Annotated in this window: 13 protein-coding genes; 8 read left to right on the top strand and 5 right to left on the bottom strand. The window is 72.7% G+C overall.

What is annotated here, in order from left to right; genetic code table 11:
• Positions 1 to 840: 840 nt before the first annotated feature.
• Positions 841 to 2,295: an ATP-binding protein gene (locus WML84_RS07125; protein ID WP_347345449.1), complete on the bottom strand. Its 1,455-nt coding sequence runs from the start codon at positions 2,293 to 2,295 to the stop codon at positions 841 to 843.
• Entirely contained in the window at positions 2,292 to 3,020 is a 729-nt protein-coding gene (locus WML84_RS07130) for a response regulator transcription factor (RefSeq protein WP_347345450.1), read from the bottom strand. The genes WML84_RS07125 and WML84_RS07130 overlap by 4 nt, the downstream gene beginning before the upstream one ends.
• A 179-nt stretch (positions 3,021 to 3,199) precedes the next feature.
• Between WML84_RS07130 and WML84_RS07135 the strand changes: the two genes are divergently transcribed.
• Both WML84_RS07135 and WML84_RS07140 read left to right on the top strand, forming a co-directional pair.
• Entirely contained in the window at positions 3,200 to 4,678 is a 1,479-nt protein-coding gene (locus WML84_RS07135) for an ABC transporter permease (RefSeq protein WP_347345451.1), read from the top strand.
• A gap of 115 nt (positions 4,679 to 4,793) precedes the next feature.
• Positions 4,794 to 5,519, top strand: a complete 726-nt coding sequence (locus WML84_RS07140) for an ABC transporter ATP-binding protein (protein WP_347345452.1) — start codon at positions 4,794 to 4,796, stop codon at positions 5,517 to 5,519.
• Positions 5,520 to 5,584: 65 nt separating this feature from the next.
• Here WML84_RS07140 and WML84_RS07145 read toward each other — a convergent pair whose 3' ends face one another.
• The 3 genes from WML84_RS07145 to WML84_RS07155 form a co-directional block, all read right to left on the bottom strand.
• A complete protein-coding gene (locus tag WML84_RS07145; RefSeq protein WP_347345453.1) occupies positions 5,585 to 6,040 on the bottom strand; it encodes a VanZ family protein in 456 nt (151 codons plus the stop codon).
• 17 nt (positions 6,041 to 6,057) lie between these two features.
• Entirely contained in the window at positions 6,058 to 7,509 is a 1,452-nt protein-coding gene (gene gndA / locus WML84_RS07150; RefSeq protein WP_347345454.1) for an NADP-dependent phosphogluconate dehydrogenase, read from the bottom strand.
• A gap of 73 nt (positions 7,510 to 7,582) precedes the next feature.
• Entirely contained in the window at positions 7,583 to 8,515 is a 933-nt protein-coding gene (locus WML84_RS07155) for an NAD(P)-dependent oxidoreductase (protein WP_347345455.1), read from the bottom strand.
• A gap of 126 nt (positions 8,516 to 8,641) precedes the next feature.
• Here WML84_RS07155 and WML84_RS07160 point away from each other — a divergent pair, with 126 nt between their 5' ends.
• From WML84_RS07160 to WML84_RS07185, 6 genes are all read left to right on the top strand, one after another.
• The gene (locus tag WML84_RS07160) at positions 8,642 to 9,700 is read left to right on the top strand and encodes a D-2-hydroxyacid dehydrogenase (RefSeq protein ID WP_347345456.1); all 1,059 of its coding nucleotides are present in this window, start codon (positions 8,642 to 8,644) and stop codon (positions 9,698 to 9,700) included.
• Positions 9,701 to 9,728: 28 nt separating this feature from the next.
• Positions 9,729 to 10,529, top strand: a complete 801-nt coding sequence (locus WML84_RS07165; RefSeq protein ID WP_347345457.1) for an IclR family transcriptional regulator C-terminal domain-containing protein — start codon at positions 9,729 to 9,731, stop codon at positions 10,527 to 10,529.
• Positions 10,530 to 10,626: 97 nt separating this feature from the next.
• The gene (locus WML84_RS07170) at positions 10,627 to 12,033 is read left to right on the top strand and encodes an MFS transporter (RefSeq protein ID WP_347345458.1); all 1,407 of its coding nucleotides are present in this window, start codon (positions 10,627 to 10,629) and stop codon (positions 12,031 to 12,033) included.
• A 37-nt stretch (positions 12,034 to 12,070) separates the two neighbouring features.
• Positions 12,071 to 12,865 (top strand): SDR family oxidoreductase, encoded by a 795-nt coding sequence (locus WML84_RS07175; protein WP_347345459.1) that lies wholly within the window; start codon positions 12,071 to 12,073, stop codon positions 12,863 to 12,865.
• The gene (locus tag WML84_RS07180) at positions 12,865 to 13,596 is read left to right on the top strand and encodes a fumarylacetoacetate hydrolase family protein (protein ID WP_347345460.1); all 732 of its coding nucleotides are present in this window, start codon (positions 12,865 to 12,867) and stop codon (positions 13,594 to 13,596) included. Before WML84_RS07175 ends, WML84_RS07180 begins: the two co-directional genes overlap by 1 nt.
• A 32-nt stretch (positions 13,597 to 13,628) precedes the next feature.
• On the top strand, positions 13,629 to 13,908 hold a 280-nt coding region (locus WML84_RS07185), incomplete at its 3' end, for an alcohol dehydrogenase catalytic domain-containing protein (protein ID WP_347345461.1).

A 13,908-nucleotide genomic window follows, 5' to 3' on the forward strand; every position in this document is an offset into this window, starting at 1 on the left:
CCGCTCGATCACGACCGACGCGTTCTCCGGCTACTGACCCGTGGCATCCCGCTGACCCCGCCTGACCTCGCGCTTGTTGGCGCGGGGCGCTTCGTCTGGGCTGTTGGCGGCACCTTTCTGCTATGGCGCCACATGTCTGCGATGGCGCCAGTGCTTTCCGCGATGGCGCCAGATGTCTGCGATGGCGCTACATATTTGTAGGGGCCGAAGCAGGGAACTGGCGCCATCGCCTCGCGCTTCTTTGGTTGGGCGCTTCGTCTGCACCGTTGGCGGCACCTTTCTGTGATGGCGCCACATGTCTGCGATGGCGCCAGGTGCTTTCCGTGTTGGCGCTAGATGTCTGCGATGGCGCTACATATTTGTGGGGGCCGAAGCAGGGAACTGGCGCCGTCACCTCGCCCTTGTTTGCGGAGGGCGCTCCGTCTGGGCTGTTGGCGGCACCTTTCTGCGATGGCGCCACATGGCTGCGATGGCGCTAGTGCTTTCCGCGATGGCGCCAGATGTCTGCGATGGCGCTACATATTTGTAGGGGCCAAAGCAGGAAACTGGCGCCGTCACCTCGCCCTTGTTTGCGGAGGGCGCTCCGTCTGGGCTGTTGGCGACACCTTTCTGCGATGGCGCTAGGTGTCTGCGATGGCGCCACGCGCGGAGGCGGGGGGCTTCGCCAGACAGGCGGGATGCCGCGCCCAGGCCGGCTCGCCCGGAGGCTGGCCGCGGCTCAGGCGGGGTTCGCGGCTCAGACCGGGCCTACGGGACGCCGCGCCCAGGCCGGCTCGCCCGGAGGCTGGCCGTGGCTCAGGCGGGGTTGGCGGCTCAACCGGGCAGGCGGGATGCCGTGCCTCAGGCGGGGTCGGCGGGGCGCGCGGGCAGCCGCAGCTCGAACGTCGTCGAGCCGGGCACGCTCTCGACCGTGAGCGTGCCGTGGTGGGCGAGCACGATCGCCCGCGCGATCGACAGGCCGAGGCCGGTGCCGCCGGTGTGGCGCGCGCGGGAACGGTCGCCGCGCGAGAAGCGCTCGAACAGCTCGCCGGCGACGGCCTCGTCGATGCCGGGACCGTCATCGTGCACGCGCAGCACGGCGTCGCCGTCCACGCCCGCGACGGCGACCTCGACGCGCGTGCCGGCCGGCGTGTGGACGCGGGCGTTGGCGAGCAGGTTCGCGACGACCTGGTGCAGGCGCGCCGCGTCTCCCGCCGCGACGACGGGCTCGTCGCCGAATTCCAGCACCCACTCGTGCTCGGGGCCCGCGGCGCGCGCGTCGGCCACCGCGTCGATCGCCATGCGCGTGAGGTCGACGGTGCCGTAGACGAGCTCCTGGCCCTCGTCGAGCCGCGCCAGCAGCAGCAGGTCTTCGACGAGGCTCGTCATGCGCACCGACTGCGCCTCGATGCGCTCGAGCGCCGAGGTGGTGGTGGCCGTGGCATCCGGACCCGGCAGCTGGCGGAGCGCGCGCAGCGACAGCTCGGAGTAGCCGCGGATCGAGGCGAGCGGCGTGCGCAGCTCGTGGCTGGCGTCGGCGACGAAGGCGCGCATGCGCTCCTCGTTGCGCTGGCGGGCGTCGAGGGACGCGTCGACGTGGTCGAGGAGCGTGTTGAGGGCGGCGCCGACGCGCCCGATCTCGGTGCGCTCGTCGGCCTCGGACGCCGGCACGCGCTCCGAGATCGACACCGCGCCCTCGGCCATCGGCACGGCGGCGACGCGTGTCGCCGTGTCGGCGACGGCGCGCAGCGGCCGCAGCGAACGCCGGATCACGACGGCGATCGCGGCGGCGAGGAGCACGAGGCCGAGGCCGGTGATGAGCAGGATCGCCCACAGGATCTGCGCGATCGTGGCGTTGAGCGCGCTCAACGGCAGGCCGACGATGCCGTCGACCTTTCCGGCGTGGAACGGCACGACCCGGTACGCGCCGAGCTCGGGGACCTCGATCGAGGAGAACCCGCGACCGGCGCTCGCGAGGACCGCCTCGAGCTGGTCGCCCTCGAGCGGCCGCACGCCGCTGTCGGCGGTGACGACGGCGGCCGAGACCCCGTCGATCGAGGAGTTCACGACGAGGAGGTACCCCTCGGGCTGCCGCCCGGCGGAGAGCACCTCCGACGCGTCGCGGGTGCCCGGAGGCAGGCCCGGCTCGAACAGCCGCAGGCCGCCGGCCGACGCGTCGAGCGTCGTGTCGAGCGAGCTGGTCATCGCGTCGCCGACGCGCGCGCCGATCGCCACGGCGCTGCCGACGAGGATCAGGGCCACCATGCCGATGACGGTGACCATGAGCCGTGCCTGCAGGCTCCAGCGCCTTCTCATTGCGGGGCTTTGATCATGTAGCCGACGCCGCGCACGGTGTGGATGAGCGGCTCGCGGCCCTGGTCGATCTTCTTGCGCAGGTACGAGATGTACAGCTCCACGACCGACGACCGGCCGCCGAAGTCATAGCTCCACACGCGGTCGAGGATCTGCGCCTTCGACATCACGCGCCGCGGGTTGCGCATCAGGAAGCGCAGCAGCTCGAACTCCGTCGCGGTCAGCTCGATCGCGACGCCGTCGCGCTCGACCTCGTGCGAGTCCTCGTTGAGCCACAGGTCGCCCACCCGCAGGATCGGGTCGGCCACGTCGGTGAACGCCGTGCCGGCGCGGCGCATCAGGCCGCGCAGGCGCGCGACGACCTCCTCGAGGCTGAACGGCTTCGTGACGTAGTCGTCGCCGCCGGCGGTGAGGCCGGCGACGCGGTCGGCGACCGCGTCCTTCGCCGTCAGGAACAGCACCGGCACGTCGTTGCCGGAGCGGCGCAGGCGCTGCAGCACGCCCATGCCGTCCAGGCCCGGCATCATGATGTCGAGCACGAGCGCGTCGGGTCCGTAGTCGCGGGCGACGGCGAGGGCGTCGAATCCGGATGCCGCCGTGCGCACGTCCCAGCCCTCCATCCGCAGCGCCATGGCGAGGAGGTCGGTGAGCATCTGCTCGTCGTCGACGACGAGCACGCGCGGAGGCGTGCCGTCGCGGCGGCGCAGCTCGGGAGCAGGGGAGGTCATGCACTCATGATGCGACCGTTTCCTTTGCGAACGCTATGGATGGCCGATGACGAGGCTGCCGGGTTCGCGCCGCCGCGCGGCGATGTCATAGGGATCCCATCAGCACCTCCTGTGCTGCGCTCACCCGCGCGCCCTAGCTTCGGGTCCGACGACCGGTGGATGCCGGCGGGAGGAGACCCATGTACTGGACGTATCTGCGCCGCGAGCTCGCGGGGCGAAGGAGGCAGACGATCATCGTCGCGGTCGGGCTGGCGATCGCGATCGCCCTCGTGATCGTGGTCAGCTCGCTGGCCGCGGGCGTGCGCGACGCGCAGGCGCAGGCGCTCGAGTCGGTCTACGGCGTCGGGACCGACCTCACGGTCACCGGCGCTCAGGCCGAGCCCGGGCAGTTGGGCGAGCGCGGCGGCCCGCGCTTCGAGTTCGACCAGGACGGCGGAGCCACCGGCACCGACGGCACGACGACGCTCGCGCAGTCGCGGCTCATGGCCGACCCGCGGCGGGCGACGCTCGACGCCGGCACGGTGCAGACGGTCGCGGGCCTCGACGGCGTGGCATCCGCCTCGGGTGCCCTGAGCCTCACCGACACGACGTTCTCCGGCGAGCTGCCGCAGCCTCCGAGCGGCGACGCGGGATCGGGGGACGTGCCGCAGACGCGGCCGCAGGGCGGCGGCTTCGGCGGCGGCTCGTTCGACGTCGACACGTTCACGGTGCTCGGCGTCGATCCGGGCGCGGATGCCGTCGGCCCCCTGTCGGCGCTCGCGCTCGACGACGGCCGGGGGCTCGAGGCGGGCGACGTCGGCGCCGACGTGGCCGTCCTCGACGCGGCGTACGCGACGAGCGCGGGCCTCTCCGTGGGCGACACGGTCGAGGTCGGCGGCGTCGGCATGGAGGTCGTCGGCATCGTCTCGTCCACGTCCAGCTCGGCCGACACCGCCGCGAACGTCTACCTGCCACTCGACGTGGCGCAGGAGCTCGCCGGCGTCGGCGACGTCGTCTCGACGGTGTACGTGCAGGCGGCATCGTCCGACGACATCGCCGCCGTGCAGGACGCGATCGCGGCGGTCGTGCCCGACGCGACCGTCAGCTCGCAGTCCGAGCTCGCCTCGACCGTCTCGGGGTCGCTGTCGAACGCGTCGTCGCTCATCACGAGCCTCGGCACGTGGCTGTCGGTCGTCGTGCTCGCCGTCGCCGTGCTGCTCGCGGTGCTCTTCACGATGTCGGGCGTGGCACGCCGCACGCGCGAGTTCGGCACGCTCAAGGCGATCGGATGGTCCGACCGCCGCGTCGTCGGCCAGGTCGCGGGGGAGTCGATCGTGCAGGGCCTCCTCGGCGGTGCGCTCGGGCTCGCGCTGGGTCTCGGCGCCATCGGGATCATCGGGCTCGTCTCGCCCACGATCTCTGCGTCCGCCGGCACGCAGGGCGGTCAGGCGCCGGGCGAGGTGGGCGGTGCCGGCGGCCCGGCCTTCGGCGGCGGCGGCGGTCCGTTCGGCCAGGCCGCCCAGGCGGCGCAGGACATCGTGCTGCACGCCCCGCTCACGATCGGCGTCGTGCTCGTCGCGGTCGGCCTGTCGATCGCGAGCGGCCTGATCGCCGGAGCCTTCGGCGGCTGGCGCGCGGCGCGGCTCAGCCCCGCCGAGGCGCTGCGATCGGTCGCGTGACCCGCGTGCCCGTCCCCGTGCTCGTCCCGAACCGCCGTCACCGGAGAGCCGGTCGCGTGACCCGCACATCCGCCCTCGCTCCCGTCCCCGACCCGTCACCACGAGGAGAGACCCCATGACCATGCCCCGCACCCTCGACGCCGCTCCGCCCGAGCGCGGCGCCGATCCGCTGTACCGCCTCGTCGCCGTCACGCGCACCTACCGGCAGTCCGGCCGCGTCGTGACCGCGCTCGACGACGTCGACCTCGAGATCGCCGCGGGCGAGTTCGTCACGATCCAGGGCCCCACCGGAGGCGGCAAGTCGACGCTCCTGCAGCTGCTCGGCGCGCTCGACCGTCCCACATCGGGATCGATCGCGCTCGACGGCGCCGACATCGCCACGGCGTCCGACGCCGAGCTCGGCCGCGTGCGCGCGCGCGACGTCGGGTTCGTCTTCCAGGGCTTCAACCTCATCCCGACCCTCACCGCCCGCGAGAACGTCGACATGGGCCTGGAGCCCCTCCGCCTCGCGAAGGCCGAGCGCGCCGATCGCGTCGACGACGCGCTCGCGCGCGTGGGGCTCGCCGACCGCGCCGACCACCGTCCGGGGGAGCTCTCCGGCGGGCAGCAGCAGCGCGTCGCGATCGCGCGTGCGATCGCGAAGCGCCCGCGCGTGCTGCTCGCCGACGAGCCCACCGGCAACCTCGACGAGGGCATGCGCGACGAGATCCTCGGCGCGCTGCAGGCGCTCCACGCCGACGGGCTCACGCTCGTCGTCGTGACGCACGACTCCGCCGTCGCGCACCGCGCCGAGCGGCGCCTGCGGCTGGAGCGCGGTCGCGTGCGCGACCTCGCGGGCTGAGATCCCCGCCCGAGCAAGATCCGGCCTCGTCGGTCGGCCCGGCGCCCGGGTCGCACTGGCTCGGTTCAGCTCCGCGAGCGCGTACCGGTCCGCGACGGCACGAGGAGGAAGGCGAGCAGCAGCATGAGCAGCATCCCGACCACGGCCCCAAGCGTGTTCGCGACCAGGTCGCGCGCGTCCGGCACGCGCGTGTCGAGGAACAGCGCCTGCGTCAGCTCGATCGCGCCGCTCAGGGCGAGGCCCAGCACGGGAGCGGTCCACCAGCCGCGCACGCCGAACCACAGCACGGCGAAGACCCCCAGGGGCACGAACATCGCGACGTTCGAGGCGAACTCGACGCGCTCGAACGTGATCCACGCCGTCGCCGCGTGCCGCGCGAACCACGCCAGCAGGCGTTCCAGCACGTCGGACACCTCGGCGCCGTAGGGGCGGGCGCGCAGCGTGATCCACGCCACGGCGGCGAGGTACGCCGCCGACAGGAACGCGAGGACGATGCGCGCCGCCGTGCGTCGGACGCGCATCGTCTCGTCGGCGGACCTCAGTGGGTGTCTTCCGCCTCGATCTCGGACCGGTCGCCCGACCACAGCGTGTGGAAGGTGCCGTCCTTGTCGATGCGGCGGTAGGTGTGCGCGCCGAAGAAGTCGCGCTGGCCCTGGATGAGCGCGGCCGGCAGGCGCTCCGCCCGCAGCCCGTCGTAGTACGCGAGCGACGACGAGAACGCCGGGGCCGGGATGCCGGCGGTCGCGGCGGTCGCGACGATCGAGCGCCACGCGTCCTGGGCGCGGCCGAGCGCCTCGACGAAGTACGGCGCGGCCAGCAGCACGGGCAGCTCGGGCTGCGCGTCGTAGGCCTCGGCGATGCGGTTGAGGAACTGCGCGCGGATGATGCAGCCGCCGCGCCAGATCTTCGAGACCGCGCCGAGGTCGATCTCCCAGCCGTACTGGGCGGCGCCGGCGCGGATCTCGTCGAAGCCCTGCGAGTAGGCGACGATCTTCGAGGCGTACAGGGCGAGGCGCACCTGCTCGACGAACGCGTCGGCGTCGGCGACCTCGAGCACGCCGGAGGGGCCGGGGAGCTCGCCCGACACGGCGCGCTGCTCGCGGTGCGACGACAGCGAGCGCGCGAACGTGGCCTCGGCGATGCCCGACACCGGCACGCCGAGGTCGAGGGCGGTCTGCACGGTCCACGCGCCGGTGCCCTTGGCTCCGGCCGAGTCGAGGATGACGTCGACGAGCGGCTTGCCGGTCTCGGCGTCGACCTGGCGGAGCACCTCGGCGGTGATCTCGATGAGGTAGCTCTCCAGCTCGCCGCGGTTCCACTCGGCGAAGATCTCGGCGATCTCGGCGGGCGTCTTGCCCGTGCCGCGGCGGATGAGGTCGTAGGCCTCGGCGATCAGCTGCATGTCGGCGTACTCGATGCCGTTGTGCACCATCTTCACGAAGTGGCCGGCGCCGTCGTGTCCGACGTGCGTGACGCACGGCTCGTCCTCGGCGATCGCGGCGATGGACTTCAGGATCGGGCCGAGGGTGACCCACGACTCGTCCGAGCCGCCCGGCATGATCGACGGGCCGCGGAGCGCGCCCTCCTCGCCGCCGGAGATGCCGGCGCCGACGAAGTTGATGCCGGTGTCGCGCACGGCCTTCTCACGGCGGATCGTGTCGGTGAACAGGGCGTTGCCGCCGTCGACGATGATGTCGCCGGGCTCGAACACCTTCACGAGGTCGTCGATCACGGCATCCGTCGGCCGCCCCGCCTTGACCATGATGATCGCGGTGCGGGGCTTCGACAGGCTCGCGGCGAACTCCTCGTACGAGTAGGCGGGGATGAACTCGGCCTCGGGGTGCTCGGCGATGAGCGTGTCGGTCTTCGCGGCGCTGCGGTTGAGCACGGCGACCGTGTTCCCCTCGCGGCTGGCGAGGTTGCGAGCCAGGTTCGATCCCATCACGGCGAGTCCGACGACTCCGATGTTGGCGGTGCGGTCCGAGGTCATGGAGGAGGCCTTCCGGTCGAGAGGGGGCGCCCGGCGGGAGCGCGGGCGCTTTCAGGGTAGCGGGCGGGTCGCGCTACGCGGGAGATGCGCCGCGCTCGGCGACGAAGCGGCGCGAGACGGAGATGTCGCGGTCGCCGAGCCCGCGCTCGACGATCTCGTCGAACGCGGCGCGCAGGGCCGGCAGCAGCACCGCGGCGGTGCCGGTGGCCTCGGCGATGTCGTTCGCGAAGCGCAGGTCTTTGACCATGTACTTCGCGACGCCGCTGGGGGAGTCGTCGCCGGCGACGAGCTTGTCCTTGCGGCTGTTCAGCACGTTGGAGCCGGCGTAGCCGCCGGCCAGCAGCGTCCAGAGCGCCTCGAGGTCGAGACCGGAGCGGTCGGCGAGCACCGTCGCCTCGCCGAGGGCGAGGATCGTGGATGCCACGACCAGCTGGTTGCAGGCCTTCGCGACCTCGCCGGCGCCCAGCGGCCCGAGGTGCACGGGCGTGCCGCACGGGGCGAGGATCTCGGCGGCGCGCGCGGCGTCGGCGTCGTCGCCGCCGATCATGATCGACAGACGGCCCGCGCGGGCGCCGTCCTCGCCGCCGGAGACCGGGCAGTCGATGACGCGGACGCGTCCGTCGGTGCGGGCGGCGAGCCGCTCGGCGAGCGCACGCACACCGGGGGCCGACGAGGTGGAGCCGATCATGAGGAGGAGGTCGCCGGTGCCGGCGAGGAGGCCGTCGGGGCCCTCCAGGAGGCTCTCCAGGTCGGGCAGGTCGGGGAGGAAGACGACGATCGCGTCGGCCTTCTCGGCGAGCTCGCGGGGCGTCGCCGCCCACGTCGCGCCGGCGGCGACGAGCTCGGGCCGGGGAGAACGGGCGTGCACGACCAGGGTGCCGCGTGCAGTGAGCAGGTGCTGGGCGACCGGCGTCCCCATCGAGCCGATCCCGACGATCCCCACCACGTCGGGGCGGGTCGTCTCGGCGTCCGAACGGTTCTCGTCTTCGAGTGGCGCGTGGCTCATGCGTGCCATGATAGCGATGATTCAACAGGACGGACAGTGTCCAACAGGTTGGATTTGGGCTAAGGTGTCGGTCATCACGACTCCGCCCGCTGGAGCCCGATGGAGAGCCCGATGGAGGAAGACCACATGTCTGCGACCGAGAAGAAGCTGCGCGCCGTCGTGGCGGTGCCGCTTTCGGAGGAGCACTGCCGGCTGATCGAGGAGCTCGAGCCGCGCGTGGAGGTCGTGCGCGACCACGGCCTCGTCCACCCGATGCGCGGCCCCGCGGACTGGTCGGGCGACCCGGCGCACGTGCGCACGCCCGAGGAGCAGGCCGCCTTCGACGCGATGGTCGACAGCGCGGATGCGCTGTTCGGCATCCCGGACGTCGACCCCGCCGCCCTCAAGCGCACCGTCGCGGCCAACCCGCGCCTGCGCTGGGTCATGACGACCGCCGCCGGCGGCGGCAGCCAGGTCAAGGCCGCCGACCTCGACGCCGACGCGCTGGAGCGGATCGTGTTCACGACGAGCGCCGGCGTCCACGGCGGACCGCTCGCCGAGTTCGCCGTGTTCGGCGTCTTCGCAGGGGCGAAGAACCTGCCGCGGCTGGCCGCCGACCAGGCGACCCGCACGTGGGGCGACCGCTGGGAGATGCGGCAGATCGACGAGCTCACCGTGCTCGTCGTGGGCCTCGGCGGCATCGGCGCGGAGTGCGCGCGGCGCTTCCACGCCCTCGGTGCGCGCGTGTGGGGCACGACGCGCAGCGGCGCGCCCGTCGAGGGCGTCGACCGCCTCGTGCCGCTCGACGAGCTGGTCGACGCCGTCGGCGACGTCGACGCGATCGTCGTGACGCTGCCGGGCACCGAGCAGACCCACCACCTGATCGGGGCCGACGTCTTCGCCGCCGTCAAGCCGGGCGCCATCGTCGCCAGCGTCGGCCGCGGCACGGTCGTCGACGAGGCGGCGCTCCTGGCCGCCCTCGACGACGGCCGGGTGTCGTTCGCGGCCCTCGACGTCTTCGAGGTCGAGCCGCTGCCGGAGTCCTCGCCGCTGTGGTCGCACCCCCAGGTGCTCGTGAGCCCGCACACCGCGGCGCTCAACAGCAAGGAGGAGGAGCGCATCGCGCGCCGCTTCGCCGAGAGCGCCACGAGCCTCCTCGACGGACGACCGCTCCGCGCGGTCGTCGACACGGTCGAGTTCTACTGAGGCCGGCGCGGCGAGAGGGGAGCGGGCCATGGTCGACGACGGCGACGACAGGGCCGGGCGGGATCCGGCACCGGCGGTCACGCGCGCGATCCGGCTCCTCGGCCTGCTCGCCGATGCGCGGCATCCGCTGACCCTCACCGAGATCGCCTCGGAGCTCGCGCTCGCGAAGTCGTCGACGGCGAACCTGTGCCTCGCGCTCGAGTCCGCGCGCATGATCGAGCGCGTCGCCGCCGGCTACCGCCTGGGCATGCGCACGGCCGAGCTCGGCGGCGCGTTCGCGTCGCAGTTCACCCAGATCCGCGAGCTCTACACGGTGTGCGAGGCCTCGCCCGTGCTCGCGGACGAGCTGGTGCAGATGGCGATCCTCGACGGCTGCGACACCCTCTATCTCGCCCGCTACGAGGGCGCCCACTCCGCTCGGCTGGGCGCGCCGCTCGGCTCCCGGCTGCCGGCCGCGCTCACCGGCGCCGGCCGCGCCCTCCTGATGCGGCTCGACGACGCCGAGGTGACCGCGCTGCTGGCGGATGCCGCGCCCTTCCCGGCGCTCACCGAGCACAGCACGCGCGACCTCGACGGGCTGCTCGCGCGGCTCGACGCCGCTCGTGCACGGGGCTGGGCGCTCGACGAGGAGGAGTCGACGGTCGGCATCGTGGGCGTCGCGGTGGCGGTCGAGGGCTGGGCGCCGGGGGACCCCCGGTTCGGGCTCGGCGTCGGCATCCCCGTCGGCGAGGCGGTGCCCGAGCGGATCGCGCGCGTGGGCGCCGCGCTGCAGCAGGCGGCGCACGCGCTCACGAATCCGTTCAGCTCGGCCGTCGCGGAGGCGCGATGATCCGAGCAACAATCTCTGTTCAACATATTGAACTTGGTTCAGCGGGTTGGTAACCTGATCTCGTTGCCACAAGGCACGCCGATCGAAGGAGATGGCAGTGAGTGACGTTCACACCGCGGTGGATCCCGCCAAAGACGACCCCGAGTACGCCGCGAATCTGCGGCGCGCGACCCTTGCCTCGAGCATCGGCAGCGCACTGGAGTACTTCGACTTCGCCCTGTACGGCCTGTCGACGGCGCTCATCTTCAACGTCCTGTTCTTCCCGCAGGACGACCCCGGCATGGCGACCGTCGCCGCGTTCGCCACGTTCGGCGTGGGTTTCGTCGCCCGTCCGTTCGGCGGCCTGTTCTTCGGCATCCTCGGCGACAAGCTCGGCCGCAAGTGGGTGCTGGTCATCACGATCGTCCTGATGGGCGGCGCGTCCACCGCGATCGGCCTGCTGCCGACGTATGCCGCGATCGGCATCTGGGCGCCCGTCCTCCTCGTCCTCATGCGACTGCTGCAGGGCTTCGGCGCCGGCGCCGAGCAGGCCGGCGCGACCGTGCTGATGGCCGAGTACGCGCCGATCAAGCGCCGCGGCTTCTTCTCCGCACTGCCCTTCATCGGCATCCAGGCGGGCACGCTCCTGGCCGCGGTGGTGTTCGCGCTCATCTCGCTCATGCCCGAGGACCAGCTGCTCAGCTGGGGCTGGCGCGTGCCGTTCCTGGCGTCGTTCGTCCTCATCCTCGTGGCCCTGTTCATCCGGATGCGGCTGCGCGAGACGCCGACCTTCATCGAGCTCGAGAAGCACGAGCAGATCGCCGAGCACCCCATGCGCGAGATCTTCACCAAGGGCCTGCCGAGCGTCATCGTGGGCGTGGGCCTGCGCATGGCCGAGAACGGCGGCTCGTACATGTTCTCGACCCTGGGCCTCGCCTTCTTCGCGGCCGTCGTCGCCGACGCCGACCGCAGCCTCCTCACGTGGGGCGTCACGCTCGGCTCGCTCATCGGCATCTTCTCGATCCCGATCACCGGCGCCATCTCCGACCGCGTGGGCCGCCGCCGCGTGTACCGCTTCGGCGCCGTGTTCATGCTGCTCTACGCGTTCCCGGCCTGGTGGCTGCTGTCGCTCGGCAACTACGCGATCGCGATCGCGGTGGTGGCCGTCGGCATCGGCATCGGCGTCAACTCGATGCTCGGCCCGCAGTGCGCGATGCTGCCGGAGATGTTCGGCAACCGGCACCGCTACCTCGGCGTCGCGATGGCGCGCGAGATCTCCGCGGTGCTCGCGGGCGGCATGGCCGGCGTGCTCGGCGCCTACCTCATCGCGGTGAGCGACGCGAACTGGCTGCTGCTGGCCATCTACCTGGCCGTCCTCGCCCTCATCACCGCCGCGTCGACGTTCCTCGTGCCCGAGACGCTGCGCCGCGACCTCACCCGCACCGACGACGTCGTCAAGGTGTCTCGCGACGAGGTGGGCGAGGGCGTGGACGCCACCACCCAGACCGTGCGCACGGTCCGCTGACCCGCAGCGATCGATCACAGAAGGAAGCCGACGACAGATGACAACCGACAACGCGACCCCGTTCGGACTCGCCGCCTTCGACCTCACCGGTCGTACGGCCCTCGTGACCGGATCGAGCCAGGGCATCGGACGCACCCTCGCCGAGGGGCTCGCCGCAGCGGGCGCCACCGTCGTCGTGCACGGCAGGGACGCGGCCAAGGCCGCCCGGGCCGCGGAGGAGATCTCCGCGGCCACGGGCGCCGCGACCCGCAGCCTCGTCTTCGACGTGACCGACGCCGCGTCGGTCGACGAGGGCGTCACCCGCCTGGAGGCGGAGATCGGCACCCCCGACATCCTCGTCAACAACGCCGGCGTGCAGCGGCGCGCCCCCATCGCCGAGTTCGCCGACGAGGACTGGGACGCGCTCGTGCGCACCAACCTGTCGAGCGTCTTCTATCTGTCGCGGCGCGTCTCGCGCGGCATGATGGCGCGCGGCTCGGGCAAGATCGTGCAGATCGGCAGCGTCCAGTCGATGCTGGCCCGGCCGTCGATCGCGGCGTACTCGGCCACCAAGGGCGCCATCGTGATGTTCACGAAGGGGCTGTGCGCCGACCTCGCGCCGCACGGCATCCAGGCCAACGCGATCGCCCCCGGCTACTTCGCCACCGAGCTCACGAAGGCGCTCGTCCAGGACGAGCAGTTCTCGGCCTGGGTGCGCACGCGCACCCCCGCCGGGCGCTGGGGCGACACGCGCGACCTCGTCGGAGCGCTCGTGTTCCTCTCGAGCCCGGCGAGCGACTTCGTCAACGGGCAGACGCTCTTCGTCGACGGCGGCATGACGGCGGTGATCTGATGCGCATCGGCAGGCTCCGCACGGCCGACGGCGTCGTCCACGCGCGCCGCACCGAGACGGGCTGGGCTCCCGTCGAGGACCCGTACGAGGCCCTCGCGCAGGGACGCGAGCCCGCGGACCTCGGCGGAGAGGCGGCCGGGGAGCTGCTGCCCCCGTGCGAGCCGCTCGTGGTCGTCGGCATCGCCCAGAACGGACCGGAGCACCACTCGCCGGTGCAGGCGTGGCTGAAGAGCCCGCGCACGGTCGTCGCGAGCGGCGCCGAGGTGACGCTGCGACGGGATGCCGGCACGCCCTACGCCGAGGGCGAGATCGCGGTCGTGATCGGCCGCGACACCGAGGGGCTCACCGCCGCGAACGCGCACGAGTACGTCCTGGGCGTCACGGCGGTGAACGACCTCTCCAGCCACGACCGCGCGCAGTTCGACCCGCGCAACTTCGAGTCCAAGGCCGGCGACGGCTACACGCCGCTCGGTCCGTGGATCGACACGGACGCCGACCTCGACGACGTCGCGCTGACGCTCGAGGTCGACGGCGAGACGATCGCCGAGACCGGGAGCCGTGAGCTGCCGTCGACGATCCGCGACTGCCTCGCCTACGTCGCGACGTGGGCCAGACTGGGACCGGGCGACGTCATCATGACCGGCGCCCCCAAGACCCTGCATCCGATCCAGGCCGGCGCCGTCGTCGCCGTCCACGTGGCGGGCATGACGCTCGTCACCCCCACCCGCTGAGACCAACAGCACCGCGAGAGAGGAACCGGTCGATGGAGAATCCGGGAGTCGTCGTCCACGCCGCCCATGACATGCGCGTCGAAGAGCTGGGCGAGCCGCGCCCCGCCGCCGACGAGGCGATCGTCGAGATCGCCTACGGCGGCGTGTGCGGATCCGACCTGCACTACTGGCAGCACGGCGCCGCGGGCGCCTCGATCCTGCGCGAGCCGATGATCCTCGGCCACGAGGTGTCCGGCACGGTCGTGCAGGCCGCCGCCGACGGCACCGGCCCCGCCGCCGGCACGCGCGTCGCGGCGCACCCGCTCACGCCGC

Origin of the sequence: Microbacterium sp. (assembly GCF_039812165.1) — a bacterium.
In the GTDB taxonomy this organism is placed as follows: Bacteria; Actinomycetota; Actinomycetes; order Actinomycetales; family Microbacteriaceae; genus Microbacterium.